This is a genomic window from Sorangium sp. So ce448 (assembly GCF_051520915.1).
In the GTDB taxonomy this organism is placed as follows: Bacteria; Myxococcota_A; Polyangia; order Polyangiales; family Polyangiaceae; genus Sorangium; species Sorangium cellulosum_B.
In genome coordinates, this window is the sequence record NZ_CP150343.1 from 9,858,267 (window position 1) to 9,880,593 (window position 22,327).

Below are 22,327 nucleotides of genomic sequence, written 5' to 3' on the forward strand. Positions count from 1 at the left end.
GGTGATGCCGCGGGCCCTTCACCGCGGGCGACGCGGCGGTGCAGGGCGCTCCGTTGGGCCACACCGAAGCCACCCGCGGCGGCGTAAAAGGCGGAAACTATTAAAATCGCTGCTGTTTCCGGCGACCGCTCGCCATCGAGCGGCTTTTCTGGCGGGATTTCTGACACGCGTGGCGCTAGCCAAACGCCCCCGATGCGGCCGCGGGGCGGAGGCCATCGATCAGGGCCGCGCGATAGCGGTGTCGCGCCGCGGAGAGGCGCAGCGCCTCGCCCTCGTCCGCGAGCGACGCCGCGGCCATCGCGGCGTGACCCAGACGCAGGAGCGTGTAGGCGAGGAGATACGCCGGCAGGCGCCGCTCGGGATCATCGCCGGAACGGCGTCGATACCGCTCCAGAAAGGCGCGCCGGGCGCCTCGCGGCATCCGCCACTCGACGATGGCGCCGGCGAGATCCCAGGCGATGTCCGTGGGGCCAGGGAGGAAGTGATCGTCGCCGTGCGCGCAGGCGTCCACCTTGACCAGCTCGCCCGAAGAGGACCTGCGCCACTCGTGGGGATCCATCCTGCCATCGACGATCACCGGACGCGCGAGCTCCAGGTGGAGCTCACCCGGGAGCTCCCTCCGCATCTCCAGTGAGAAATTGGTGCGTGCCATCGCAATGAGCTCGTCGGCCGCAGGGCTCGGCACAGGGAACACCGAGGCGCGAAAGGCGCAGTAGTCGGCGAGGCGCTCGAGCTCCGCGGCGGACAGGTCATCGGCCTGGAGCGGCCGGCCAGAGAGCCATGGATACGAGAAGAACCCCCGGCCCTCGTCGCGCGGCTCCGGCCCGAAGCCGGCCCGGAAGACGCCGTAGGCCCGCTCCAGACACTCCGCCCCATAGCGACCCATCCCTTCGAACTTGAGGATCCGGCGTTCGTCCCGGGAAAGGTACTTGAGGCGCTCCATGGACGTCCAGGAGGGCGGCCAGCGCGATTCGTCCTCATAGCAGCGGCGGCGCCACGCCCCGGCGCCGATGGGCTCGCCCGCGTCGCCGGGGAGCTGCGCCCCGCCCTCGGCGCGCTCCGAGCGGAAGGACCGCCAGCGGCGGGCGCCGTCCGGCGCGACGAGCGCGTCGGGATCGGGCGCGCGGGAGCCGAGGAAAACGATGCTGGCGCGCGGGACGCCCGCGCGGACCAGGGCGTCTCCGGCGGCGAGGAACGAGGAGCCGCTGAGGCCCGGCCCCTCGTCGACGACCCAGAACCGCGCTCCCTCGGCGATACCGTCATCCACCCAGCGGATCTGCCCGGCGTCGAGCTCGACGCCGCGGTCGTAGGGGTGACCTGATGGGCGCACGGTGGTGCGGCCGGCCGGGATCCCCTGCCCGCGGAGCGCCGCGGCCGTCACCGCGCTCAGCGTCGTGCCGATGCTGCGGATACCGACGACCCGGACCGGCGCCGGCGAGGACGCGAGCCGCACGGCCAGCCTGGCGAAATCGAGCGGGTGGAGCGCGTAGAACGAGAACCCCTCGGGCGGCGACGTCGAGACGATCGCCGGGACCTCGACGGCCGTGAGGGCCTCGGGCGTGACCAGGCGTCCGGCCGTCCGTGGCCAGACGGCTGGCTGTCCGCGGCCAGATGGCTCGCCGCCCGCGATCGCGAGCGCGCACGCGCCGTCACCGCGGATCAGCGCGGCGGCGAGATCGTCGGTGAGCTGCGCCAGCGCCGATGCGCCCTCCGCGCCGGCGTCGGCGAGGAGGGACTCGAGCTCGCCAGCGCGGATCAAGGCGCTGAGCACGACGTCGCGAGGGCGCTCCGCGCCTCCAGGGCCGGAGATCGCCCGGAGGTCGCCCGCGAGCTCGTCGACGAGCCGCCTCCCCGGGACGTCGCGGCGGCCGCCGCGGAACACGTACATGCGGTATCCGGAGCTGTCGTCCATGGCGGACTCCACGCCTCACCGCTGCGCGACGCGCGACCCGCGCCGCTCGCGGGCCCTCCCAGCGGTAACGTCATGGAACCGGCTCGTCAAGCCATCGGCCTCGTGCGTGGAGGGGAGCGAACGGACTGGCTCGGTCGTGGCTGGGGGCCGGCAGAATGAGCAGCGCGAGCGGCTCCGGCGCCATCACCCGTCGATGACTTCGCTCAGCGCGGGCCGCCGGCCGCGAACGCAAAATCGATGTGCACGTGCTCGTCGTGCCGCCACCACACAGGGCCGCGGGGGATCACCCCTGCGAGCGAGCCCAGCTTGCGGCCCGCGGGGCTCGCGAGCAGCAGCGGCACGTACTCCGGCGCGAGGAGGATCCGCTGGATCCGGAGCTTCCTTGGCCTGGCCTTCTCGTCCAGCGCCGACAGGAGCCGCGCGAGATCGTCGAAATCGATCATCAGCTCGCCCCACCGGCCCTGCGCGTCGAACTCGAGGCCATAACCGAGCTTGTTCCAGGGATAGATCGACACCTCCGCGGGCCGCCCCGCGACGTCGCGCAGCGGGACGAAGATATCGACGCTGAGCCCATTCTGGTGCGTGCGGTGCGGCCAGAACGGGCCGCCATCGCGGTGGCCCGTCTCCCCTACGACGAAGCGCCGCCCTGGCATGGCCGCCGCGCACGCGGCGAACGCGTCTTCCAGCGCGTCGCGAACCGCGCCGTGCACGTACTGGCGTCCCAGGCTGGCGCCCAGATAGGAGTAGGTCACATAACCGGGCCCCGAGGGGCGGAGCGGGTGTCCGTGCAGCAGCCGGCCGCGCGCGGGACTGCCAGCGCTCTCGGAAGGCGCCGCGCCGTCGAGCCAGACGCGGCCGTGCGCCACGACGAGGGGCGCGACCAGCAGGAGACCGGCGGCGACAGCGAGTCGCTTCCACGCCCGACGGGACGCGCTCGTCGCTCGCGGAGCCACAGGGGGCGGGACGCCCCGAAAGGCCTGGAGGAGCTTCACCCCGTTCGGCTTCCTGGACGATCGATCACGTCGTTCAAGCGAGAGATGAACCGCCAGGAACGCCAAGATAGGTCTCCACGCCTCGCGTCCGCGGCGCCCTTGCGGTTCGACGTCCGGCGTTGTTCACATGGCCTGAGCCCACTTCGTCGCATCAGGGGTCGTCGAGGTAAAAAGAGACGTTACCCACCTGCGCAGATAGATTCAATGGATCCTTCAGATCGAACCTGAGCCCGCGGCAGAGGGCGAAGACACCGATCTCGCTGTAGGACGCGCGGGGATGCACCGCGATAGGCATCTGTGTCGTCGTGCCCCTGTCGATCCAGATATCGACGCCTCCGCCCGCCATCAGGTCAGCGACGGCGATGGGGAGTCGTGTGCTCATGCCGCTGCTCGAGTCGGCGCCCGGCCGATCGGCCCGATCGTCGTGCGGCATGCACGTCCACGGATCGATCGAGGCGCTGCGACGCACGCACACGCGGGCGCCGGGCGCGAGCAGCTGGCCTCCGAGGACCGCGTGGGCGAGCCGGAGCTTCAACGATCGTGCGGGTGAGAGCATGTCACCGCACGAGCCAGCGACGCAGCCGCGACCGGAGGAGCACGCCCGGCAGTTTGGCTCACCGGCCAGGCACACCGACTTCTGGGTGTTCTGATCGTCGACGGCGCACTGGCTGCCTCCACAGCAGGGCGTGGGGCACACGTCGCCACGCGCCGAGGGCACATCGGCGGCTCGCGCCGCGCCGGGTTGCTCCGGCAAGGCGCGCAGCGACACGACCGAGGACGCTCCCGCGGCGGGGAGCGGAAGCTCGGCGAGGTCGTCGGTGTCCGCGCCGCGGACGAGCGCCACCGCGGCGGCGGCCAGCGCGCCGAGCGCGAGCAAGGCGAGCGGCCAACGCAGCGGGATCGAGCGGCTGGCCGGCCGAGACCCGAGCGAGGGAGGGTGCGAGTCGGGGAGCGTCTGCGGGACACCTGACATCGCTCGAGCGGAGGTGCTGTGCGGAGAGGCCGAGACGCGCGGCGGCCATGAGGCCAGCTCCGGCGCGGAAGGCGCGGAAGGCGCGGGGTGGTGCGAGTGCGGCTGCGCGACCGCAGGGGACGAAGGCGCGGAAGCGCGCGGCGACCAGGGCGGCGGCACGTGCGGGTCGCCGCGCAGCGCGCCGGGCAGCTGCTCGACCACGCGGCGTATGCCCTGTACCACGTTGAGCCAGGCGTCGTCGCGTGATGGCCAGTTGACGACCGGGCGCCCGTTGTCCGGCAAGGGACGGAGGCGCCTCAGCTGCGTCTGGTCCCACTCGCAGGGGCGAACCAGGACAGGGATGACCTGCGCCTCGCCGCGCTGCCATCGTTCGAGGGCCATGGCCATCTCACGGTCGTAGCAGTTGTCGGAAGCGATGAACTTGGGGCTCACCAGCAAGAGGATCAGCTGAGCCGCGCTGATGTGGCTGTCGATGAGCGTGCGGAAGCCCTGCCCCGGGGCGACCTGCTCGGCGTGCCAGGCCCTGATGAGCCCCTGCCGCTGCATGATCGCCAGGTGCTCCTCCAGCTCACGCCGGAGCGCCCTGTCCTCTTCGGCATAGGAGATGAAAACTTCGACGGGTCCGGGCACGGCTGTCTCCCCCGCGATGGATCCCGGCGAGTATACGCGAGAGCTTGCCGACGTGAACGTCCATACAATGCAGGGCAGGTGCTCCTCGTTCGGCGAGCCAGGCGCGCCGCACCGCCGGCGGCGAGACCGTGACCGCGCACCCCCGCCCTGTGCAAGACTGCGCGCCGATGCCGTACGACCATCTCCTCGGGCGCGTGGTGACCCTGCCGGTGCGGCGGTTCGGCCCGCCCGGCGCCTTCCTCTCGGCCGATCCAGACGACCTTCGCCCGGACGCGCCGGTGCTTCTCTTGCCGCGCAGCGAGGTGCCCGAGGGCGCCAGGGAGGGGGACGAGCTCGAGGTCTTCGTGTATCTCGACTCGGAGGATCGCCCCATCGCCACGACGCGCCGGCCGAAGGTCACGCTCGGCGAGGTCGCCTTTCTGGCGGTCACCGACGTCGCGGCCTTCGGCGCCTTCGTCGACTGGGGCCTGCCCAAGGAGCTGCTCGTCCCCCGCGCGGAGCAGACCCGCGACCCGCGGGTCGGCGAGCGACACCCGGTGGGGCTGCTCGTGGACAGGACCGGCCGCCTCGCGGGGACGATGCGCGTGAGCGAGATGCTGCGCGATCAGGGCGAGTTCGATCTCGACGAGTGGGTCGAGGGTGAGGCGTGGCGCAACGAGCCGGGGATCGGCCTCTTCGTCATCGTCGAGCGCAGGTTCGTCGGCCTGCTCCCCGCCCACGAGCCGCACACGCTACCCCGCGGCCAGGCGGCGCGATTCCGCGTGGCGAGCGTGCTGCCCGACGGGAGGATCGAGCTCTCGCTCCGCGGTCACGCGCACGAGGAGGTCGAGAGCGACGCGCAGGAGATCCTCGCGCGGCTCTCGCGCCCGGGCGCGCCGAGGGTCGGCGATCGCTCGAGCCCCGAGGAGATCCGGGCGCTCTTCGGCCTGAGCAAGAAGGCGTTCAAGCGGGCCGTCGGCCGCCTGCTGAAGGAGCGCGCGGTGGCGATCGACGGCGAGGGCTTCCTCGTCAAGAGCGCGCGCTGAGCCGGGCGGAACGGGCGCGGCGCCAGTTCACCGCTGTCAAGCCGCTCCCGGCCGGCCGCATGCGTCGAGGGATCCCCTCACCGCAGCTCGGCCGGCGGTCGCGACGCGGGCGCTACTCGAGCAGGCTGCGCAGCATCCAGGCGGTCTTCTCGTGGACCTGCAGGCGCTGGGTGATCAGGTCGCAGGTGGGCTGATCGTTGGCGTTCTCGGCCACGGGGAAGAGCTCACGCGCGGTCCGCGCCACCGTCTCGTGCCCCTCGACGAGGCGCTTGATCATGTCCGTGGCCTTGGGGACGCCGTCGTCCTCCTTGATGGTCGAGAGCGCGACGAACTGCTTGTAGGTCCCCGGCGCGGGGAGGCCGAGGGCCCGGATGCGCTCGGCGACCAGGTCCACGGCGAGCGCCAGCTCGTTGTACTGCTGCTCGAACATGAGGTGGAGCGTCTGGAACATGGGCCCCGTGACGTTCCAGTGGAAGTTGTGGGTCTTCAGATAGAGCGTGTACGTGTCAGCGAGGACGCGTCCCAGCCCCGCGCCGATCAGCTCGCGGTTCTTGGCGTCGATTCCGATATTGATCTCCATAGGACTCCTCTCGTGTCGTGAGCTCTCAGGCTTCTCCGATGCTGCGCATCGACATCACATCGATGGGGCGCAGGCCGAGCAGCGCATACGCCTGCTCCCAGCGCTGGTCCGCCGCCACGTCGAACAGGATCCCCTCGTCGAGGGACACGGGCAGCCACGCGCCCGCGGCGATCTCTCGCTCGAGCTGGCCGGGCCCCCAGCCGCTGTAGCCGAGGAGCACCGTCCTGCGCCGCGGGTCCGCGGCGGCCGTGCCCCGCACCGCGTCGGCCGCGAGCGTGTCGAACGCGCTGCGGGACGACGTGACACGCACCCGGGAGCCCACCGGGATCACGCCCGCCTCCTCGGCCCCGAGCGCCGGATCGAGGCACAGGATCCACCCCGAGCTCGGCTGGACCGGCCCGCCGAGGTAAACCGGCGCCGGGTCCTTCAGGTCGTTGCCATAACCCGCGAACGACAGGAGCTCCCCCAGCGTCATCGGCGCCGGCCTGTTCACAACGAACCCAAGCGCCCCGCCCTCGCTGTGCACCGCGAGGAGCACGACCGTCCGGTCGAAGTTCGGATCGCCGAGCGGGGGCGACGCGATGAGGAACCCTGGGGCCAGCACGCTCGCTTCGCTGTTCATCGGCGATCCTCCCTCGCAACGGTCAACCGGTCACTGCGTCCCGCACGAACCCGTCCGCCGCGGCGGGGGCTGGACGGGGAATCGCCCCCACCTTACTCCGGCGTGCCGTGACAGGCGATTGGGATCTCCCTCCCGCGCCGGCGCGGCGGGTATAGTGGAGCCATGTACACCGTCGGCGTCCGCGATCACATCATGGTGGCCCACAGCCTCAAGGGCGTGCAGTTCGGCCCTGCGCAGCGCCTGCACGGCGCGACGTACACGGTCAGCGTGGAGGTGGAGCGCGAGGAGCTCTCGCCCCTCGGCCAGGTGGTCGAGACGAGCGCGCTGCGGGACAGCCTGCGCGCCGTGCTCGCCGAGATCGACTACCGGAACCTCGACGAGCACCCCGCGTTCGAGGGCAAGCGCTCGACGCCGGAGCTCATCGCGCGCTACATCCACCGCGAGCTCGGCCGCAAGCTCCCGGTGAGCGCCGGCAGCGCCCTCACGATCACGCTGAACGAGTCCCCCCTCGTCTGGGTGCGCTACCGCGCGCCGCTCCGGGGCGCCTCGGTCATGCCGACCGAGCTGGCCTGATCGCCAGGCGTCTCCGCTTGGCACGCGGCCCCGCCCGCGGCAAAAGAGCGCGCCGATGACCGAGCCGGTCCGCACAGCGCCGATCGTCCTGAGCTTCCAGGGCGGCACCCTCCGCATCGAAGGCCTCGCCCCGCGCCCGGCGCTCGCGCCTTCGCCCGCGCTCGACAGCAGCGCGCTGCCATCGAACGCAGACGAGCGCGCGGACGAGCCCGACGGCGGCGACGCCGGCGATCCCGCCGAGGGCGCGCCGCTCGACCCCGCGTGCCTGCCCGCGTCCTGCCGCTGGGACGCGCGGGAGCGCGTCTACCGCGTGCCGGCGATCGACTACGCCGAGCTCGTCCTGAGGCTCCGCGCCCGCGGCGTCCCGTTCACCGACGCCGCCCGCAAGTACGAGGCGCTCCCGCTCGCGCCGCTCGCCAAGCACGACCCGTTCCCCTACCAGCGCGAGGCGCTCGACGCGTGGGCCGGGCGGCGCAGCCGGGGCGTTGTCGTGCTCCCGACGGGCGCGGGCAAGACGTTCGTCGCGACGCTCGCGATCGCCGCGCGGCAGCGCAGCGCGCTCGTGGTCGTCCCCACGCTGGATCTCCTGAACCAGTGGTACGACGGGCTCTCCGCCGCGTTCGGCGTCCCGATCGGCCTGCTCGGCGGCGGTTACCACGACGTCCTCGACCTGACGGTGACCACCTACGACTCCGCGCATGCCCACATGGACAGGCTCGGCGCCCGCTTCGGCCTCGTGATCTTCGACGAGTGCCACCACCTGCCGAGCCCGTCGTACGCGCTCGCCGCGAAGATGTGCCTCGCGCCCTTCCGCCTCGGCCTCACCGCCACGCCCGAGCGCGCCGACGGCCGGGGCTACGACGACCTGATCGGCCCGATCGTCTTCCGCCGGGAGATCACCGAGCTCTCCGGGCAGTACCTCGCGGCCTACGACGTCGTCCGGCTCGAGGTGCCGCTCTCGGACGACGAGCGCGCCGCGTACGAGGCGGCGCGCGCCGTGTACATCGGCTTTCTGCGCGCGAACGGCATCCGCATGCCCGAGGGGTGGGGCCAGTTCATCCTGCTGAGCTCGCAGTCCGACGCCGGCCGCCGCGCCTTCGAGGCGTACCGCCGCCAGCGCAGCCTCGCGCTGTGCGCGCCCGGCAAGATCGACGTCCTCGCCCGGCTGCTCCACGCCCACCGCGCCGATCGGACGCTGGTCTTCACCGAGGACAACGCCACGGTCTACCAGATCTCGCGGCAGTTCCTGCTGCCGGCCATCACCCACCAGACCAAGGTGAAGGAGCGCAGCGCCATCCTCGACGCCTTCAACCGCGGCGCGCTGTCGGCGGTTGTCACCTCGAAGGTGCTGAACGAGGGGGTCAACGTGCCCGAGGCCAACGTGGCGATCGTCCTGTCGGGCAGCGGCTCGGTGCGGGAGCACGTCCAGCGGCTCGGCCGCATCCTGCGCCGGAGCGAGAACAAGACGGCGATCCTCTACGAGCTCGTGGCCCTCGGCACGAGCGAGCAGCGGGTGAGCGACAAGCGCCGGGAGCACATTGCTTACCAGTGACCTCGTCCGCGTCCGCCGCCGGGGCGGGCTTGTCGTGCCGCAGTACCTCCGCGGGGCGGCCGCCGAGCGCCTGCTGCCTGTCGCGCGGGCGTACCTCGACATCCTCTCGCAGCGCGTCGGCGAGCGCCGCGACGACGTCGAGGCCGCGCTCGACGCCATCGAGGTGCCCGCGCGGGATCGCGTGGCCTCGCTCGGCCTGAGGAAGGTGCTCGAGGACGGCTGCGAGTACGAGGTGCAGGAGGGCGTCGATCCCGAGGCGCTCCGGCGCGAGCTGTTCCACGCGGCGGCGGCGGCGCACCGCGCCCTCGACGTCCGCGCCCGCTTCGACCGGGCCGCCGTGCTCGACGAGGTGGCCGCCCGGCTCGGCACGACGCCCGCCGCGATCGAGGCGGGCCTCTACGCCGACCTGCGCGGCGCCGAGATCCTCCGGCGCGCGGCCTCGGACGCGCCCGAGATCCTGCTGGATCGGTACAACCTCGCGCTGGCGCAGTCGATCCTCCTCCGGGCGACGCAGGTGACGATCCGCGTCGAGGGGGAGAGCGCCCAGCGGTACCGGCGGATCTTCCGGGCGGCGCGCTTTCACGGGCTCATCCACGTGGTCCAGGGCGATCCGGTCTCCGGCTACACGATCGCGCTCGACGGCCCGTTCAGCCTGTTCGACGCGGTGCAGCGGTATGGCCTGCGGCTCGCGATGTTCCTGCCGTCGGTGCTCTCGTGCGCCTCGTTCCGGCTGCGCGCCGACCTGCGCTGGGGGCGCGACAAGGAGCCGCTCGCCGTCGAGATCGGCCCGGCGGACGGCCTGCTGTACCACGGGCGCGAGCTCGCGGAGACGACGCCCGAGCTGGACGCGTTCTGCGAGGGGTTCAGGAAGCTCGGGTCGCCCTGGACCGTGTCGCCGAACGAGCGGCTGTTCGCGCTGCCCGGAGAGGTGGTGTGCGTCCCTGACCTGGTGTTCCTGAACGCGGAGACCGGGGAGGAGGTGTACCTTGAGGCGTTCGGGTTCTGGAGCCGAGACGCGGTGTGGCGGCGCGTCGAGCTGATCCGAAAGGGGTTTCCGGCGAGGATCCTGCTCGCGGTCGGCAAGCAGCTCCGCGTGAGCGAGGAGGTGCTGGGCGACGACGAGGCCGGGGAGATCTATGTCTACCGCGCGACGATGTCGCCGCGGGCGGTGCTGGCGCGGCTGGACGGGAAGCGCGGGGGGGCGTGAGCCGCTGCGGAGGGCAATCTGGCGTCGACGGCGTCCACGACGCCCGCGGCGCTCACGGCTCCACGGTCGCGTACGCCGGCGTCCACGCCCGCTTGCCGTCCGGCCGCGTGATCCGCGCCCGCACGTACCGCTCCCCGCCGCGGAGCCGGTACGTCGCCCGCCCCTCCGCGGGCTGCTGCCGCTCCAGCACGCGCCCGCCCCGCCCGACGAACTCGACGACCGCGCCCGCCGCCACCGGCCAGACCGAGAACGCGTCCCCGGCGATCGCGATCCTCCGCAGCCTCGCCCCGGACGACGCGTAGAGCCGTCCCCCGGCGAGCGCGCTGCAGATCGCGGCGCGCGACACCTCCCGCGAGAACACCTCGATGAACCCGCGGCCCGGCCCCGCGGGCGGCGCGCCCGACCCGGCCGTGAGCTGGTGCAGATCGTCCACCGCGACGCCGGCGATCCCCCCTCCCGCGGCGCCGCGCATCGTCAGCACCGCATCCCATAGCGCCTCGTGCGACGGGCGCGTGGCGTCGCCGTCCGTGTACACGTACGGGTGCCCGCTGTGGATCTCGAGGAGCTCCGCCGCAGGCGCCGCCAGGAGGTCGCCGGCGGACAACGACCAGTCGAAATTCGGATGGTTGATGAGCGCCACGCCCCCCTCCGCCCACACACGCCCGATCGCCCACTTCAGCGCTTCCCCCTTGGTCAGGAAGGCGCCCCCGCCGATCGTCGCCCGCGTGCAGAGCGCGTTCACGTGCACGGCCTTCCCCTCGGCCCACATCGTGACCTCCTCGCCGGGGATCACCGCGAAATTCGACGTCGAGGACGGGTCCTGGAACATCGCGGGATCGACGCGCTGGTTGTGCTCTGTCAGCGCCACGAAGGAATACCCGTTCTCGCGGTACCAGCGGACAACGTCGCGCGGCTCGCTGTCCCCATCGCTCAGGGACGTGTGCGTGTGGATGTTCCCGCGCTGGAACACCTCCACGTCGAGCGCCTTCTCGAAGCGCGGGCGGCCCGGCGGTCCGTGCCCTCCAGGGGCAGAGCCGGAATCGGGCGAGGCGCGCTCCACCCTGCCGGCGAGCGCGAGGAGCGCCGCTGCGCCGATGAACAGGAGAGCACTCCAGCGTCCGCGCATGCTCATTGCAATGACATGGAGAGTATACAGAACGCCAGGGCCGCGACCAATTCGCAGACAGCGCGACCACACCTCCGCCGCCGCGCGTTATCTCTCCCGCTCTCCGGCGCGCGCGAGGTGGCGCACGCATGCGCGCGCCGCCTCTTCTTCAATTTTTAAAACCACCGGTCCACCGGCGTCCGGCGGCATACTGCGCCCGTGACGCTCCCCCTCCTCGCGCTCGTCATGATCGTCAAGGACGAAGCCCCCTCCATCCGCGAGACCCTCGCCTCGGCCAGGCCCCACGTCGACCGGTTCACCCTCCTCGACACCGGCTCCACCGACGGCACACAGGCCCTCGCGCGCGCCGCCATGGCGGGCGTCCCCGGCGATCTCGTCGAGGAGCCCTTCGTCGACTTCGGCGCGACCCGCAGCCGCGCCCTCGACCTCGCGGGCGACGCGGCCGTGTTCACCCTCATGCTGAGCGGCGACGAGCGCCTCGTCGAGGGCGGCGCGCTCCGTCGCTTCTGCGAGGAGCGCCGCGACGCGTCGGGCCCGGGGCACGGCGCCTACCACGTCCGCGTGCACTACGGCGATTCCGTCTACGACTCCGCCCGGCTCGCCCGCGCCTCGGCCGGGTGGCGCTACGTCGGCGCCACCCACGAGGTGCTCTCCAGGGAGGGCGAGCCGCCCCCCTCGATCCGCGTCCCCGACGCCCACATCGTCCACGACCTCTCTCGCCGCGACGCCGCCGCCCAGACCCGGAGGTGGCAGCGCGACCTGGAGCTGCTCTCCGCCGCGCTGGCCCGATCCCCCCGCGACGGCCGCGCCGCCTTCTACCTCGCGCAGACGCTGGAGTGCCTCGGCCGGCACGCGGAGGCGCTCGAGGCCTACGAGCGGCGCGCCGCGCTCGGCGGCTGGCAGGAGGAGGTCTACGAATCGCTGTTCCGCATGGCGCGCACCGCCGGAGCGCTCGGGCGGCCCTGGCCCGAGGTGCAGCAGCGCTACCTCGACGCCCACGCCCACAGCCCGCACCGCGCCGAGCCGCTCTTCGCCGTCGCCTGGCACTGGTACGGACGGCGGTGCTGGCCGCTCACCTACCTCTTCGCCTCCCGCGGCGCCGCCCTCCCCTTCCCCGCCCAGGCCACCCTCTTCGTGGACGCCGAGGTCTACGAGCACAAGCTGCTCGACCTCGTCGCGACCAGCGCGTTCCACGTCGGCGAGCTCGCCGCCGGCGAGGCGGCGCTGCGCAAGGCCCTCGCGCGCCGCCCCGGCGATCCGCGCCTGCTCGGGAACCTCGCGTTCTACGCGCCCGCGAAGAAGCGCTGACGCGCCGCGCTCGCCGCCGCTCAGGCGCCGTCGTCGTCCTTCCTGATCCAGCCCTTGCGGCGATAGTACGTGAGCAGCCCGACGACGCTCGCCAGCATCAGGCACCATACGAGCGGATAGCCGTAATACCAGTCGAGCTCCGGCATGTTGTACGGCGAGCTCTCGTGGTGGAAGTTCATCCCGTAGATGCCCGCAATGGCGGTGACCGGGAGGAAGATCGTCGAGATGATCGTGAGCACCTTCATGATCTCGTTCATCTTGTTCGATATCCCGGAGAGGTGGAGATCCATGAGGCCCGAGCTGAGCTCGCGGTAGGTCTCGACCATGTCCATCAGCTGCACCGCGTGATCGTACGTGTCGCGCAGGTAGAGCCGCGTGTCCTTGGAGATGATCGGGTTGTCCTCACGGAGCAGCGCGTTGACGAGATCGCGCTGCGGCCAGATGGCACGCCGCAGCGTGAGCAGATCCCGCTTCAGATCGTGGATCGGCTTCGACATCCGGCGCTTCGCGTCGATCACCTCGACCTCCAGGTCCTCGATGTGCTCGCCGAGCCGCTCGAGCACCGGGAAGAAGCCGTCGACCACCGCGTCGAGCAGCGCGTACGCCAGGTAATCGGCGCCCCGCTCCCGGATCGAGCCCCGGCCGGTGCGGATTCGCTCCCGCACGGCCTCCATGACGTCCCAGTCGGCCTCTTCCTGCACCGTCAGGACGAAGCTCTTGCCGACCAGGATGGCCAGCTGCTCGGTGCGCAGCACGCAGCGCTCGTTGACCTGCGCCATCCGCGCGATGATGAGGACGTGCTCGCCCCCGTAGACGTCCGCCTTCGGCCGCTGGGGCACGTTGACCATGTCCTCCAGCGCGAGCGGGTGGACACGGAAGATCTCGCCCAGCCGCTCGAAGGTCCCCTTGTGCCCGAGCCCCCGGACATCGACCCACGTGATGGAGGGGCGGTCGTCCGTGAGGTAGGGGATGCACCCGTCGACGCTCTGGATCTCCTTCTCGGACACGACCTCGGCGTCGTAGTCGATGACGAAGATCTTCGGCCGCTGCGTCTCCTCGATGACGAGCGTCCCGGGCGGCGACGCCGGCGGCGGCTCGTGCACGAGCCGGGCGCGCCTGGGCCGCAGCGTCGTCCGGTCGGGGTCGGCCTTCTCCTGGACCCAGGAGGCGCGCTGCGGCGGCGCGCTGCTGCGCCGCGACTCGGGGGGTAGCGTGGAGCTCGTCACGGGGGCGTGATGGTAGACCAAGATCCCGTGGCATCGAGCGTGGGATGCGCGTGGGATGCGCGTGGGATGCGCGTGGGATGCGCGTGGGATGACGCGGGATGACGCGTGGGATGACGGGCGGGAGCGAGCGCGCTCTCCCGCTCGCTCCGCGCCGCCCGGTGGCGTATGCTGATCGGGCCGCGGAGGGGAGTTGCTGGTCGGGCCGCGGCGGGGAACGGGCGCTCGCAGGGCCGCCTCTTCCTCCCTGTCCCTGCTGGCCGGGGGAGCGCGCGACGCGCGCCGGCCTGCGCCTCGCGCCGCCGCGCGCCCTGCCCTTCCGGATGCCCATGGGAACGACCCTCGACATCGCGATCGGCCTCGTCAGCGTCTTCTTCCTGCTCAGCGTCCTCTGCTCGGCCATCCACGAGGCGCTCGCCGGCGTGCTCCGGCTGCGCGCGCTCAACCTGGCGCAGAGCATCGAGATCATGCTGGCCGACAGCGAGCTCGACGCGCACGTGAAGCAATCGCCCGGCGCCGCCGACGCCGCCGCCCCCAGGAGCTCCCCGCTGGAGCAGATCATGAAGCGCGCGGCGCGGCGCGCTGTCGAGCTCGTGCGCACCCGGGTGATGCCGGGACCGCTCCCGAGCCCGCTCGCGGCGAAGCTCCGCGAGCACCCGCTGATCAAGGATCTCAAGTACGGCTGGGTAGGGCCGTCCTACATCCCGTCGCACGCGTTCGTGGCCGCGCTCATCGACACCCTGCGGCAGGTCCCCTGGACTGACGGCGCGGCGGCGCTGCCCCCGCGGGCCGGCGCCACACCTTCGCAGACCGGCGCCGGCGCCGCGCCTTCGCCGGCGGGCGAGGCCGCTTCCGCGCCCCTGCAGCAGGCGAGCGACGGCGTCCCTCCGCCGCAGGCGAGCGCCGCCGCGCCTGCGCCGGGCGAGATCGCGGCGGCGCCGAGCCGCGACGAGGACCCGCTCGACGAGCTGAAGCAGATCATCCGGAGCATGCCGCCGAAGAGCGATCTCCGGCGCGCGCTCACCACGATCGTCGACTCCACGGTCAAGGACATGCGCGAGGCCAACATCCGGCTGGAGCGCTGGTTCAATGACGCCATGGACCGGGCCGCCGGCCGGTACAAGCGCCGCGCGCAGCTGATCATCAGCGCGACGGCGCTCGTCCTCTGCGTCGGGTTCAACGCCGACAGCATCCGCCTCGCGGGCGCCCTCTCGCGCGACGCGGTGGTGCGCGCCCGGCTGATCGCGGCGGCGCAGGAGCTCGCGAAGTCGCCGCCCCGCGCCGCGCCTCAGGCCGGCGGCGTCGACCAGAACGAGGACATCATGGCCGCGATCGCCGAGGGAAGCGGCGCTCGCTCCCGGCTCACCGGGCTCGACATCGAGATCACCTGGGGCGTGAAGGCCCCCGAGCACACGAGCGTCCCGAAGCTCTGGAACGCGATCGCTGCGATCCTCGGCCAGGGCATCGTCGGCTGGATCCGCGGGGTGCTCGACAGGCTCCTGACCCCCGGCATCCTCATGACCGCGGCCGCCGCCTCCCTCGGCGCGCCGTTCTGGTTCGACCTGCTCAACAAGCTCGTGAACCTCAGGACCGTCGGCAAGAGCCCCGAGCCTTACGAGCCCCCCAAGGGCGCCGGGCCGGACAGCAGCGTGACCCGCTGACCCTGCACCCCACTCAACAAGGGGACGACACGCCCGGTCGTCCTACCACGACGCCGGGTACTCATCGTGGGTTGGAAGCCCTCCGCTTTCGCACCCCCACGGCGCTCTGGATCCCCAGAAGATGTGATCCGTCGGCGAGATGGGCGGCGCTGTGTCCAGCGAACCGGCCGGGACGACCACCATGTTGCCGGCGCGCCTCAGGCGCGGGACGGGACACCCGCAGTGACTGCAAAACCACTTCCCGAAGCTCTTCGCCGTGGGCAGCTCATAACGCGTGATGGCCTCTTCCCCTGACAGCCACCGGAGCTGGCCGGGATCGACCGCCAGGTTCGTGGCGTGGCCCGTGCCCGTGCCTTTGCGACACCGCGAGCAATGGCAATGGACCATCAGCTTGAACGGCGGATCGACCTCGAATGTCACCGCCCCGCAAAGGCAACCCCCGTGAATGCTGGACTCGCTCATCTGCTCTCTCCAGGCGCCTGACGCCGCGATGGAATGGGACGCTCAGCCTATCCGATCTGGCCGGCGAGGATCGAGCTCGGTCCGCCCGACGCGCCCGGAACACGACGCCGTGGCCGCCCCGACATGCGCCGCCGCCGCTCCTTGGACCGGCAGCGACGGGCAGCGGCATTTCGCCCGTGCCGCCGAGCTGGTACGCAGGCTGCTTAGATCCAGGGGACCGGACCATGAAGACATTGAGCGCTTGCTTTCTGCTGGGGATTCTCGTTGGCTGCCAGAAATCCGAGGAGGCCGGCCTGCCGGCGGCGAGCTCGGAGCCGAGCGCCGGCTCGAGCGCACCGGCGGCGGCCGCCGCGGAGACAGCGCCGCCGGCCGCCGCGGAGGCGGCCTCGTCGGCCCCCGCGCCCGCGACCGCGGCGCCCACCGAGCCGGCTCCGTCGCCGACCGCGCCGGCGTCTCCTGGTGCGCCGGCCTCCTTCAAGGACGGCCGGAGCGAGTCGATTGCGGCGGCCGTCGGCCTCGGTTGCGAGGCGAAGAGCCTCGACGGCTGGCTCGAGCTGCTTTGCCGGAAGAAGAACGGGACCGGCGGGCACCCCGTCCGCGCGGTGATCCACGACCCGAGCGCGGAGGCCGCGGCCGAGAAGCCGAGCGAGCCCGTGGCGGCCGACGACGCCGGCGAGGGGCCCGACGCGGGCCCGTCGAACGAGGTCGTCGCCGACGAGCGCGGTGAGCTGCGGCTCGTCGCGCCGTTCCGGGCCGAGGCCAAGCAGAGCGTCACGCTGGAGTGGACCGACACGCGCTACGAGCTCCAGATCGACGGGACGAGCGCGAAGCTCGACTGGGCCGGCTCCGTTGTGTCGCACCGGCGCGCCTGCCAGGAGCTCCTCGATCAGAACCGAGCGCGCATCTCCGGCGCGCAGAAGCTCGAAGGGCCCGAGAAGGTCTCGGCGGCCGAGGCAACGCGCCTGCCGAAGTTCGGGGTCTGCCAGCCGGCGGGGCTCGGCTCCTGGGCGCTGTCGCTGACGCGCTTCGCGGGCGCCGGCGAGGGCGCGGCGCGAGCGCTCGCCTTCGACATCGAGGTCGTGCGGATCGACCTCGAAGGCAAGCGCTTCGCGGCGCCGCTCGGAACGATCGAGGTCGCGCCCGGTGGACTCGCGATCTCCGCGTTGAACGTCTATGACTTCGACGACGACGGCAACGACGAGCTCATCGTCCCCTACGAGCTCAACGCGGTTGCCGCGGGCGCGAAGCCGGCGGCGCCGAGCCCGATCTGGACGTTCTCGAACGGAGCGGTGTCCGCCTATGCGAAGGCCCCGAGCGTCTCCGGCGGCCTCGGCATCGAGCACCTCGACCACGACATGCGGCCGGACTTTGGGACCTACGGTCCCTTCGTCGCGTGGCTCGGCGCGGACTGCGGCGTGAAGAGCTGCCCGCCGCGCGTGACCGGCCCGAAGTTCTATTTCCACTCGGTGCAGGACGGCTCGTTTACAGCGACCGACGCCAGCGCGACCGGGGCGCTCGGCCGCGCGTGCGGCAAGAAGCCCGCGGCGATCGTCGTGACGGCCGGCAGCGGCGTGAACGTCGCTCAGACGGCGAAGAACCTCGTCTGCGCGCGCGCCCTGGGCGCCACGCGGGAGGCGCTCGAGGGCGAGCTCACGGCCAAGCGCGCGGACCTCTGCGGCGGCGCGGCGACCTGCGCGCTGTCGAGCACCTTCGAGGCCTGGCTCGACGCGGCGCTGCCGGCTGAGCTGGGGAGCGCCGCGAAGCCGTGAGCGATGCACGGATTTCGAGGTCGTAGCGCCCGTCTCCATGTCGTGGTCGAGCGCCGCGCGCCCGGTAAGCGCCGGGCGAGTTGTCGCGTCTCGCAGGAAGAGAATCAACGCAAAGGCGCAAAGACGCCAAGGCGCAAAAAGGCGGAGAGAGTGAGGTTGGCATTCACGGCTGCAGACCGTTGACGACGCGATGGATGCCCTGCCTCACGAGGCGCTCGCCGAAGTTGATGACGAGCGCGAGCTTGAGATCACAGAGCCTCAGGTAGGTGAGCGCTTGCGCTTCGAAGAGGCGATTGTAAGTAGCCGTCGACTTGCACTCCACGATGACAAGTTCGCTCACGAGCAAGTCGAGACGGAGGTCGGTGGCCAGCCGTCTCCCTTTGTAGACGAGCGGAACGGCCTTCTGACGCTGCACGTTCAGCCCTCGCGACGAGAGTTCGAAGGCGAGCGCCTCCTCGTACACGGCCTCAAGCAACCCAGGCCCTCCCAGCGTGCGATGGACCTCGATCGCCGCGTCCACCACGACCTTGGCTACCTCGTTCTCCTCCATTCAACCCACATCTCTTTTTTGCGTCTTTGCGTCTTTGCGCCTTTGCGTTAATTCTCTTCTCATGAGGCGCGACAAGTCGCCCGGAACTTGCCCCCGGCGATCGTACGCCAACGCGAGCGACAAGAACCTGCGGAAGCATTGCGGCCGGAGATCGCTCGACGTGCGTTGCATCACCGTCACGGAGCCGGTTTTGGCGGCTCCGCACGCGCCGCAGGGCACGGCGACTCGGGCCGTCATTTGCCGTCCTTCTCCGTGAAGCCGAGCACGTGCATGCCGAACGAGGCCGCGAGGAGGATCGCCGCCTCGAGCGGGATGCGGGCGCCCTTCACGTTGTTCTTGGCCGGATCGATGAACAGATCCTGGGCTCGAGGGAACTGCGCGTTTCGAAGGTCGCAGTCCTCGAAGCGCGTCCCCGCGAATCGGCACTCCTCGAACACCGCCCCGGCGAGGTCCGTCGCGGCGAAGACCGACTCGGCGATCGCGCATCGCTCGAAGCGCGTCTTGCGCAGCGCGAGCGAATCCATGATGACGTACCGCAAGTCGCACTCCTCGAACGACACGTCGGGGAATTTCGCGATGTTCGTCCAGTCGACGCCCATCAGCTTGCAGGAGTTGAACGCCACGCCGCGCAGCGAGAGCATCGTGAGGTCGGCCTTGGTCAAATCACAGCCCTCGAAGACACAGTTCTCGAGCCGCGCGCGCGTCCAGCGGCTCTCGCCGAGCTTCGAACGCCGGAACACACAGCCGCAAAAATCTCGGTCGCTCAGGTCCGCTCGTTCCAGGGTGAGCCCATCGAACGTCTCACCGTCGAACGAGTCCTTCCCCTCGAACGGGTCCAGCTTCCCTGGAGAGATTTCTCCACCGCCGCCAGCGCCGTGCTTGGGCTTGTCTCCGCTGCTCGATCGTCCTCGTCCGGCCATTCCCTGCTCCAGTCCACCCAACGATTTCAGACAGGGTGTCATCGTCGGGTGGTGGGCGTCAAGGCGCTCACCCGGAGCGTGAGTCGATCGTACGGTGGTTGAACGGCCGCGACCGCCGAGCGCGTCGCCTGTGGACACGCGCGCTCGGCGGGGACCCCGCGCGGCTCAGGAGAAGCCGTCGATGGCCGCGTTCAGCGTGGCGCTGGGACGCAGCGCGGCGAACGTCTTCTTGTCGTCGAAATGGTAGTAGCCGCCGAGGTCGACGGGCTTGCCCTGCGCGCCGATCAGCTCGCCGTCGATCTTGGACTCGTTGTCCGTCAGCGTCTGGGCGAGCTTGCCGAATTTGGCCGCCAGCTCCTTGTCCTCGGTCTGCTTGGCGAGGGACTGCGCCCAGTAGAGCGCGAGGTAGAAGTGGCTGCCGCGGTTGTCGATCTCGCCGACCTTGCGCGCCGGGCTCTTGTTGTTCTCGAGGAACAGGCCGATCGCCGTGTCCAGCGCCTTGGCGAGCACCTTGGCCTTGGCGTTGTTCGTCTTGTTGGCGAGGTCCTCGATCGAGACCTGCAGCGCCAGGAACTCACCGAGCGAGTCCCAGCGCAGGTAGTTCTCTTTCTGCAGCTGCTGGACGTGCTTCGGCGCCGAGCCGCCGGCGCCGGTCTCGTACAGGCCGCCGCCGGCCAGCAGCGGCACGATGGAGAGCATCTTGGCGCTGGTGCCCAGCTCCAGGATCGGGAACAGGTCCGTCAGGTAGTCGCGCAGCACGTTGCCGGTGACGCTGATGGTGTCCTTGCCCTCCTTCATGCGGCCGAGCGTGAACTTGATCGCCTCCACAGGGCTCTTGATCGGGAGCTCCAGACCCTTGGTGTCGTGCTCGGACAGGTAGACCTTGACCTTGGCGATCAGGTTCTTGTCGTGGGCGCGGTTCTCGTCGAGCCAGAACACCGCCGGGGCGCCCGTGGCGCGCGCGCGGGAGACGGCCAGCTTGACCCAGTCCTTGATCGCGATGTCCTTCGTCTGGCAAGCGCGGAAGACGTCGCCGGCCTCGACCTCCTGCTCCAGCAGGGCGTTGCCGGAGGCGTCGACGACACGCACCGTGCCGCTCTCGGCGATCTTGAAGGTCTTGTCGTGTGAGCCGTACTCCTCCGCGGCCTGCGCCATGAGCCCCACGTTCGGCGAGGTGCCCATCGTGCGCGGGTCGAACGCCCCGTGTTGCTTGTGGAACTCGATCGTCGCCTGGTAGATGCCGGCGTAGGAGCGATCGGGGATCGTGAACTTGGCGTCGTAGAGCTTGCCATCCGTGCCATACATCTTGCCGCTGGAGCGGATGGCCGCCGGCATCGAGGCGTCGATGATCACGTCCGAGGGCACGTGCAGGTTGGTGATGCCGCGGTCGGAGTCGACCATGGCCAGCGTCGGGCGTTGCTCGTAGACGGCCTTGATGTCCGCCTCGATCGCCGCCTTCTCGTCGGCCGGCAAGCCCTGGATCTTCGTGTACAGGTCGCCGATGCCGTTGTTCGGGTCGAAGCCGACCTTGGCCAGCGTGGCCGCGTGCTTCTCGAGCGCCTCGGCGTAAAACACGCTGACGGCGTGCCCGAAGAGGATCGGGTCGCTGACCTTCATCATCGTGGCCTTGAGGTGCAGGGAGAACAGCACTCCCTGCTTCTTCGCGTCCGCCACCTGCTCGGCGTAGAACGCGCGCAGGGCCCTGGCGCTCATCACGCTGGCGTCCACGACCTCGCCCGCCTGCACCTTGACGCTCGCCTTGAGCACGGTCGTCTTGCCGCCGGCGACGAGCTCGATCTTCAGCTCCTGCGCCTTGTCGACAACGACCGACTTCTCGCTGCCGTAGAAGTCACCGCTCGACATGTGCGCGACGTGGCTCTTCGAGTCGCGGCTCCACGCGCCCATCGAGTGCGGGTGCTTCTTGGCGTAGTCCTTGACGGCGGGTGAGGCGCGACGATCGCTGTTACCCTCGCGCAGGACGGGGTTCACGGCGCTGCCGAGCACCTTGGCGTAACGCGCCTTGACCGCCTTCTCCTCCTCCGTCTTCGGATCGGAGGGATAGTCCGGCACGGCATAACCCTGCTGCTGCAGCTCCTTGATGGCGGCCACGAGCTGCGGGATGGAGGCGCTGATGTTGGGTAGCTTGATGATGTTGGCGCTCGGCGTCTTGGCCAGCTCGCCGAGCTCCGCCAGGTGGTCGCCTAGCTTCTGGCTGTCCGTCAGGCGCTCGGGGAAGTTGGCGAGGATGCGGCCCGCCAGGGAGATGTCCCGCGTCTCGACCCGGACCCCGGCGGCCTTCGTGAACGCCTCGACGATCGGGAGGAGCGAATAGGTGGCCAAGGCCGGCGCCTCGTCCGTCTTCGTGTAGATGATGGTAGAATTTTGCGTTTCCACTGTTTTCTCGAGGGTTGAACGGGTCGGGATTGTTGGAAAGGTTTCGCCCGGTGCCAAGGGCCCGTCGCACCGGCACAATGCCTGGCACCGAAATTTGCGCAAGCCCCTGGCTCCGGGCCGATGCGCCCCCGACCTGGCCCGCCGGATGCACGAGCGGCGGGCCGTGGCAGAGCCGCTGCCGAAGCGCGGCGCAGCGCGTAAGTCGAAGAAGCCGGCCCGCTGCGCGATGCCGTGTGCGCGACGAGCGGATCGGGCGGCACCGCGGGCGTCAGAGGGCGATGTCGCAGGGACCGTGGAGCGCATTGGGGCGCGACGCAGCGCGCAAGAGCGGCGCATGGACGGGCCGTGGGCACACTTCACCCTTGACAGGCGGTTCGCTGGCCCGCGGGGCACTCGCGGCAGGCTACGCGGCGTCCCCGAGCACTCGAGGGCTGCGCGCAACAGCTTGCTCGATCGCGCAGACCGCGCGCACGGCTCTCGTCGTCGAGCCGGCGGTGCCCCGCGCATGGCCCGGTGATCCGGCGGCGGTACGCGCCGAGCCGGCCGCGCGAGAGCCGGACACGACGCGCGCTCTTGCTCGGGCAACCGCCCGGGAAGCCGCTCCAGCGATTCACCGGCAACGACGATGGGTACAGATGGCAATGGCATCCCTGCCGCACGGGCCGAGCGAAACGGAGCGCCCGCGCGCCGCCGTCATTCGACAGGATGTTCATCCACGAGCCGCCGCTGCAACGCTTGATGAATCCGTGATTGCGCCCTGCCTGTCGCCCGCGCGTCGTCCAGTCATGTCCGTCCCTGGTTCCCTGAGAGGCATCGGTGCAGCTGAGGACCGAGCCTGTCGACGGCTG

General features: G+C 71.0%; 18 protein-coding genes. 7 read left to right on the forward strand and 11 right to left on the reverse strand.

The genetic code is table 11. From position 1 onward, the window contains the following. Positions 1-175: 175 nt before the first annotated feature. From WMF45_RS37275 to WMF45_RS37285, 3 genes are all read right to left on the reverse strand, one after another. Positions 176-1,912 carry a hypothetical protein gene (locus WMF45_RS37275; RefSeq protein WP_437710547.1) on the reverse strand — a complete coding sequence of 579 codons (1,737 nt, stop codon included), beginning with the start codon at positions 1,910-1,912 and terminating at the stop codon, positions 176-178. A gap of 203 nt (positions 1,913-2,115) precedes the next feature. After that, positions 2,116-2,904 (reverse strand): penicillin-insensitive murein endopeptidase, encoded by a 789-nt coding sequence (locus tag WMF45_RS37280; protein ID WP_437710548.1) that lies wholly within the window; start codon positions 2,902-2,904, stop codon positions 2,116-2,118. A 151-nt stretch (positions 2,905-3,055) separates the two neighbouring features. Continuing rightward, positions 3,056-4,507 (reverse strand): TIR domain-containing protein, encoded by a 1,452-nt coding sequence (locus WMF45_RS37285; RefSeq protein WP_437710550.1) that lies wholly within the window; start codon positions 4,505-4,507, stop codon positions 3,056-3,058. Positions 4,508-4,674: 167 nt separating this feature from the next. Here WMF45_RS37285 and WMF45_RS37290 point away from each other — a divergent pair, with 167 nt between their 5' ends. Next, complete coding sequence (locus WMF45_RS37290) at positions 4,675-5,532, forward strand: CvfB family protein (RefSeq protein WP_437710552.1); 858 nt, start codon at positions 4,675-4,677, stop codon at positions 5,530-5,532. A gap of 112 nt (positions 5,533-5,644) precedes the next feature. On the opposite strand, the gene WMF45_RS37295 is transcribed toward WMF45_RS37290, so the two are convergent. Together WMF45_RS37295 and WMF45_RS37300 are read right to left on the reverse strand one after the other, a co-directional pair. Then, positions 5,645-6,112, reverse strand: a complete 468-nt coding sequence (locus tag WMF45_RS37295) for a Dps family protein (RefSeq protein WP_157907930.1) — start codon at positions 6,110-6,112, stop codon at positions 5,645-5,647. A 25-nt stretch (positions 6,113-6,137) separates the two neighbouring features. Continuing rightward, positions 6,138-6,734 carry a YqgE/AlgH family protein gene (locus WMF45_RS37300; protein WP_437710554.1) on the reverse strand — a complete coding sequence of 199 codons (597 nt, stop codon included), beginning with the start codon at positions 6,732-6,734 and terminating at the stop codon, positions 6,138-6,140. 162 nt (positions 6,735-6,896) lie between these two features. On the opposite strand from WMF45_RS37300, the gene WMF45_RS37305 reads away from it, so the two are divergent. The 3 genes from WMF45_RS37305 to WMF45_RS37315 are packed head-to-tail and all read left to right on the forward strand — an operon-like array spanning position 6,897 to position 10,066. Beyond that, on the forward strand, positions 6,897-7,307 hold the full coding sequence (locus WMF45_RS37305; RefSeq protein ID WP_012239418.1) for a 6-pyruvoyl trahydropterin synthase family protein: 411 nt from the start codon (positions 6,897-6,899) through the stop codon (positions 7,305-7,307). A gap of 55 nt (positions 7,308-7,362) precedes the next feature. Further along, positions 7,363-8,859 carry a DEAD/DEAH box helicase gene (locus tag WMF45_RS37310; protein ID WP_437710556.1) on the forward strand — a complete coding sequence of 499 codons (1,497 nt, stop codon included), beginning with the start codon at positions 7,363-7,365 and terminating at the stop codon, positions 8,857-8,859. Next, complete coding sequence (locus WMF45_RS37315; protein WP_437710558.1) at positions 8,846-10,066, forward strand: DUF790 family protein; 1,221 nt, start codon at positions 8,846-8,848, stop codon at positions 10,064-10,066. The genes WMF45_RS37310 and WMF45_RS37315 overlap by 14 nt, the downstream gene beginning before the upstream one ends. Positions 10,067-10,118: 52 nt before the next feature. Here WMF45_RS37315 and WMF45_RS37320 read toward each other — a convergent pair whose 3' ends face one another. Next, positions 10,119-11,192: a PHP domain-containing protein gene (locus WMF45_RS37320; RefSeq protein WP_437710560.1), complete on the reverse strand. Its 1,074-nt coding sequence runs from the start codon at positions 11,190-11,192 to the stop codon at positions 10,119-10,121. 198 nt (positions 11,193-11,390) lie between these two features. On the opposite strand from WMF45_RS37320, the gene WMF45_RS37325 reads away from it, so the two are divergent. Then, positions 11,391-12,500 (forward strand): glycosyl transferase, encoded by a 1,110-nt coding sequence (locus tag WMF45_RS37325; protein ID WP_437710562.1) that lies wholly within the window; start codon positions 11,391-11,393, stop codon positions 12,498-12,500. Between the two features lie 20 nt (positions 12,501-12,520). Here WMF45_RS37325 and corA read toward each other — a convergent pair whose 3' ends face one another. After that, on the reverse strand, positions 12,521-13,726 hold the full coding sequence (gene corA / locus WMF45_RS37330; protein WP_437710564.1) for a magnesium/cobalt transporter CorA: 1,206 nt from the start codon (positions 13,724-13,726) through the stop codon (positions 12,521-12,523). Positions 13,727-14,052: 326 nt separating this feature from the next. Here corA and WMF45_RS37335 point away from each other — a divergent pair, with 326 nt between their 5' ends. After that, complete coding sequence (locus WMF45_RS37335) at positions 14,053-15,384, forward strand: hypothetical protein (RefSeq protein WP_437710565.1); 1,332 nt, start codon at positions 14,053-14,055, stop codon at positions 15,382-15,384. 42 nt (positions 15,385-15,426) lie between these two features. Here WMF45_RS37335 and WMF45_RS37340 read toward each other — a convergent pair whose 3' ends face one another. After that, positions 15,427-15,846, reverse strand: a complete 420-nt coding sequence (locus tag WMF45_RS37340; RefSeq protein ID WP_437710567.1) for a GFA family protein — start codon at positions 15,844-15,846, stop codon at positions 15,427-15,429. Between the two features lie 224 nt (positions 15,847-16,070). Here WMF45_RS37340 and WMF45_RS37345 point away from each other — a divergent pair, with 224 nt between their 5' ends. Beyond that, positions 16,071-17,615 carry a hypothetical protein gene (locus WMF45_RS37345; RefSeq protein ID WP_437710569.1) on the forward strand — a complete coding sequence of 515 codons (1,545 nt, stop codon included), beginning with the start codon at positions 16,071-16,073 and terminating at the stop codon, positions 17,613-17,615. A 163-nt stretch (positions 17,616-17,778) separates the two neighbouring features. Here the strand turns inward: WMF45_RS37345 and WMF45_RS37350 are convergent, their stop codons facing one another. The 3 genes from WMF45_RS37350 to WMF45_RS37360 form a co-directional block, all read right to left on the reverse strand. Further along, a complete protein-coding gene (locus tag WMF45_RS37350; protein ID WP_437710571.1) occupies positions 17,779-18,165 on the reverse strand; it encodes a GxxExxY protein in 387 nt (128 codons plus the stop codon). Positions 18,166-18,398: 233 nt separating this feature from the next. Further along, a complete protein-coding gene (locus WMF45_RS37355) occupies positions 18,399-19,085 on the reverse strand; it encodes a pentapeptide repeat-containing protein (RefSeq protein ID WP_437710573.1) in 687 nt (228 codons plus the stop codon). A gap of 165 nt (positions 19,086-19,250) precedes the next feature. Further along, positions 19,251-21,479, reverse strand: coding sequence for an NADP-dependent isocitrate dehydrogenase (locus WMF45_RS37360; protein ID WP_437710574.1), 2,229 nt, complete (start codon positions 21,477-21,479; stop codon positions 19,251-19,253). Positions 21,480-22,327: the final 848 nt, after the last annotated feature.

Excerpts from the sequence above, each read along its gene's own strand:
- WMF45_RS37275 (WP_437710547.1), bottom strand. The coding sequence starts at position 1,912 with ATGGACGACAGCTCCGGATACCGCATGTACGTGTTCCGCGGCGGCCGC.
- WMF45_RS37290 (WP_437710552.1), top strand. The coding sequence starts at position 4,675 with ATGCCGTACGACCATCTCCTCGGGCGCGTGGTGACCCTGCCGGTGCGG.
- WMF45_RS37295 (WP_157907930.1), bottom strand. The coding sequence starts at position 6,112 with ATGGAGATCAATATCGGAATCGACGCCAAGAACCGCGAGCTGATCGGC.
- WMF45_RS37300 (WP_437710554.1), bottom strand. The coding sequence starts at position 6,734 with ATGAACAGCGAAGCGAGCGTGCTGGCCCCAGGGTTCCTCATCGCGTCG.
- WMF45_RS37305 (WP_012239418.1), top strand. The coding sequence starts at position 6,897 with ATGTACACCGTCGGCGTCCGCGATCACATCATGGTGGCCCACAGCCTC.
- WMF45_RS37310 (WP_437710556.1), top strand. The coding sequence starts at position 7,363 with ATGACCGAGCCGGTCCGCACAGCGCCGATCGTCCTGAGCTTCCAGGGC.
- WMF45_RS37320 (WP_437710560.1), bottom strand. The coding sequence starts at position 11,192 with ATGCGCGGACGCTGGAGTGCTCTCCTGTTCATCGGCGCAGCGGCGCTC.
- WMF45_RS37335 (WP_437710565.1), top strand. The coding sequence starts at position 14,053 with ATGGGAACGACCCTCGACATCGCGATCGGCCTCGTCAGCGTCTTCTTC.
- WMF45_RS37340 (WP_437710567.1), bottom strand. The coding sequence starts at position 15,846 with ATGAGCGAGTCCAGCATTCACGGGGGTTGCCTTTGCGGGGCGGTGACA.
- WMF45_RS37345 (WP_437710569.1), top strand. The coding sequence starts at position 16,071 with ATGAAGACATTGAGCGCTTGCTTTCTGCTGGGGATTCTCGTTGGCTGC.
- WMF45_RS37350 (WP_437710571.1), bottom strand. The coding sequence starts at position 18,165 with ATGGAGGAGAACGAGGTAGCCAAGGTCGTGGTGGACGCGGCGATCGAG.
- WMF45_RS37355 (WP_437710573.1), bottom strand. The coding sequence starts at position 19,085 with ATGGCCGGACGAGGACGATCGAGCAGCGGAGACAAGCCCAAGCACGGC.